The organism is Sulfuricurvum sp., assembly GCF_019163035.1.
Classification (GTDB): domain Bacteria; phylum Campylobacterota; class Campylobacteria; order Campylobacterales; family Sulfurimonadaceae; genus Sulfuricurvum.
Window position 1 is genome coordinate 1 of the sequence record NZ_JAFLKV010000124.1, and the last position, 2,158, is coordinate 2,158.

Here is a 2,158-nt window from a genome sequence, read left to right on the forward strand (position 1 = left end):
CAAGATAGTGATGATAGAGGGGGTGTAGAGGTTCCATAATGGAGAGTATAAAACGCTCACGTCACGAAAAGGTTACAACGATTATTTACGGCAAATTTTCTCGAAATATATTAACAATCTCAACTCGTTCTTTAGGCTCATTGATTCGATACAAAATCGAATACCCTTGATACACGAGTTTTCGGATATTTTTACCATACTCTTCGGCTTTACGCCCCGATTCTGGAAATTGCATAAGAATATTGTAAATATATTCCTTTAATCTCGACATATAGGCAAGTGTGATAGATTCGGATTGGCTTTGCATGTAGATAAAATCGGTGATTTTGGTTAATCGATAGGTAGCTTTTTTAGAGAATACGACCGTTTTAATGTTTAACATACTTTGCAGTAGCCATATCAAACGCTTCGTCAATCCCGATGAATTCATCACGGTCGAGTTCTTCAATCGATGTTTTTACTTCACTTTTGATCTTTTGAAATCGCAAAAATTCAACGAACTGTCGCATGAGACTGCTCTCATCACCTCTATATTCGTTTTGAATGAAGCTTTCGAGTTCAGGGTTATTAAGCTGTATGGATAACATCATAACTCCTTCGGATTATTTTGATTTATTGTAGCATTAAAATTACCATTTCGTCGTTTTTCGATCTCATTAACTAAAATAGAATAATTCGGTTTTAATCCTGATACATCCATACTATAACCACGTTTATTACTATGTGTAGTAATAGCAAGCAATACATACGCTTTAAGACTATGATTTGTAGATACTTTTTTAATATCGTCCCATTTTATTTTTATTTTCCGAAAAAAACCGTAATATTCCAGTTGATCATTCTTCAAAACAAAACGTTTTCCAAAATAAAATATAAAGTATAAATTTCTAAGCACTACAATCGCAAATCCTAATCCCAATAACATTAAAAAAATACCTGTTAAGATTTCATATATATCTTTGAATGATGTAATTTGTTCATACCCGCCCATCATAAACATTATACTGACTATCAAAAAAGGAAATATCATAATAAAATAGCCAAAACGTCCATAGAGTGAAGTTTTATAAATTTGATCATTTGATATGTTTTTTTCCATTATATACCCCCTATTCTCCGTAATGCCAGCGAACACATCGCCAGACCAAAGGCTCCCGTAACCCCGACAAAACTCCCTTTTTCTTTGATAAGAGGGAGTTCGGAGGAGCAGATACAGCTAAAATCACCTTTGAACTTTCGCTTGCGAAGTTCATTTCGGAGTTTTGAGGCAAAAGGGTCTCCTTCCGTTTTCCAGATGGAACGTACTTCAACTTTGGTCGGATCAAGTCGTTTCGCTGAACCGACGGCAGAGATGAGTTTCGGATAGCATTTTTGGATAAGGGCAATCTTTGCCCACATATCGTCTATCGCGTCGAGGATCAGATCGTATGGCTCAAAATCAAACGCCTCAACCCATTCGGGAGTGATCTTATCGCTGATAGCTATCACTTCGGGATAATGGGTTTTGAGGGCTTCGACTTTCAGTTCCCCCTCGTGATTCTCCGAATGCATCTGGCGGTTTTGGTTGCTCACGTCGTAGCGGTCAAAATCGATGATCGTGATGTCGCGCACACCGGATCGGTAGAGACAATCCAAACAAAAGCTCCCGACACCACCGACACCGAGGAGGAGAATACGAGCATTTTGAAGCTTCTCAAAAGCCTCTTCGCCGAAAATCAACTTTGTCCGAACGTTTCTCAAAGCCACTCCCGTAATTGTCCCATCGATTTATAGGCACTCATATCAAGTTTGATCGGGGTGAGAGAGACTTTTCCCGCTTCAATCGCTTCGAAATCGCACAATGCACTCCGTTTTTCACGCGGTTTATACTCCAATGGATGAAGCCCAAGCCAGTAGTACTCCATCCCTCGTGGGTTACGGTGTAGGTGAGCATCGTTGGCATAATAGCGATACCCTGCGTAGGTGACAGCAAACTCTAACGTCTCAACATCATGGGGAATATTGACGTTTAAAAACTCCCGCTCTCGCAGGGGAAATTCTCCCTCTAACACTTTTTGTACCAGATGGCGAATCGCTTTTTTTGCCAACACGAAATCACCGACGGGCTGGGTAAAATCCATCACTTGCGATATTGCGATAGCGGGAACATCGTGCAATA

At 39.9% G+C, this 2,158-nt stretch carries 5 protein-coding genes; all 5 read right to left on the reverse strand.

Going from position 1 to position 2,158, the window contains the following annotated elements:
• Positions 1-85 precede the first annotated feature (85 nt).
• Positions 86-382: a type II toxin-antitoxin system RelE/ParE family toxin gene (locus tag JZU62_RS08840; RefSeq protein WP_295013950.1), complete on the reverse strand. Its 297-nt coding sequence runs from the start codon at positions 380-382 to the stop codon at positions 86-88.
• Complete coding sequence (locus JZU62_RS08845) at positions 369-587, reverse strand: hypothetical protein (protein WP_295013952.1); 219 nt, start codon at positions 585-587, stop codon at positions 369-371. Before JZU62_RS08845 ends, JZU62_RS08840 begins: the two co-directional genes overlap by 14 nt.
• Complete coding sequence (locus tag JZU62_RS08850; protein ID WP_295013954.1) at positions 587-1,099, reverse strand: hypothetical protein; 513 nt, start codon at positions 1,097-1,099, stop codon at positions 587-589. The genes JZU62_RS08845 and JZU62_RS08850 overlap by 1 nt, the downstream gene beginning before the upstream one ends.
• Complete coding sequence (locus JZU62_RS08855; RefSeq protein WP_295013956.1) at positions 1,099-1,740, reverse strand: tRNA threonylcarbamoyladenosine dehydratase; 642 nt, start codon at positions 1,738-1,740, stop codon at positions 1,099-1,101. Before JZU62_RS08855 ends, JZU62_RS08850 begins: the two co-directional genes overlap by 1 nt.
• Positions 1,737-2,158, reverse strand: a 422-nt coding sequence (locus JZU62_RS08860) for a 5'/3'-nucleotidase SurE (RefSeq protein WP_295013958.1), incomplete at its 5' end; no start/stop codon positions are given. The genes JZU62_RS08855 and JZU62_RS08860, both read right to left, overlap by 4 nt.

Coding starts and splice junctions, on each gene's coding strand:
- JZU62_RS08840 (WP_295013950.1), bottom strand. CDS start 382: ATGTTAAACATTAAAACGGTCGTATTCTCTAAAAAAGCTACCTATCGA.
- JZU62_RS08845 (WP_295013952.1), bottom strand. CDS start 587: ATGTTATCCATACAGCTTAATAACCCTGAACTCGAAAGCTTCATTCAA.
- JZU62_RS08850 (WP_295013954.1), bottom strand. CDS start 1,099: ATGGAAAAAAACATATCAAATGATCAAATTTATAAAACTTCACTCTAT.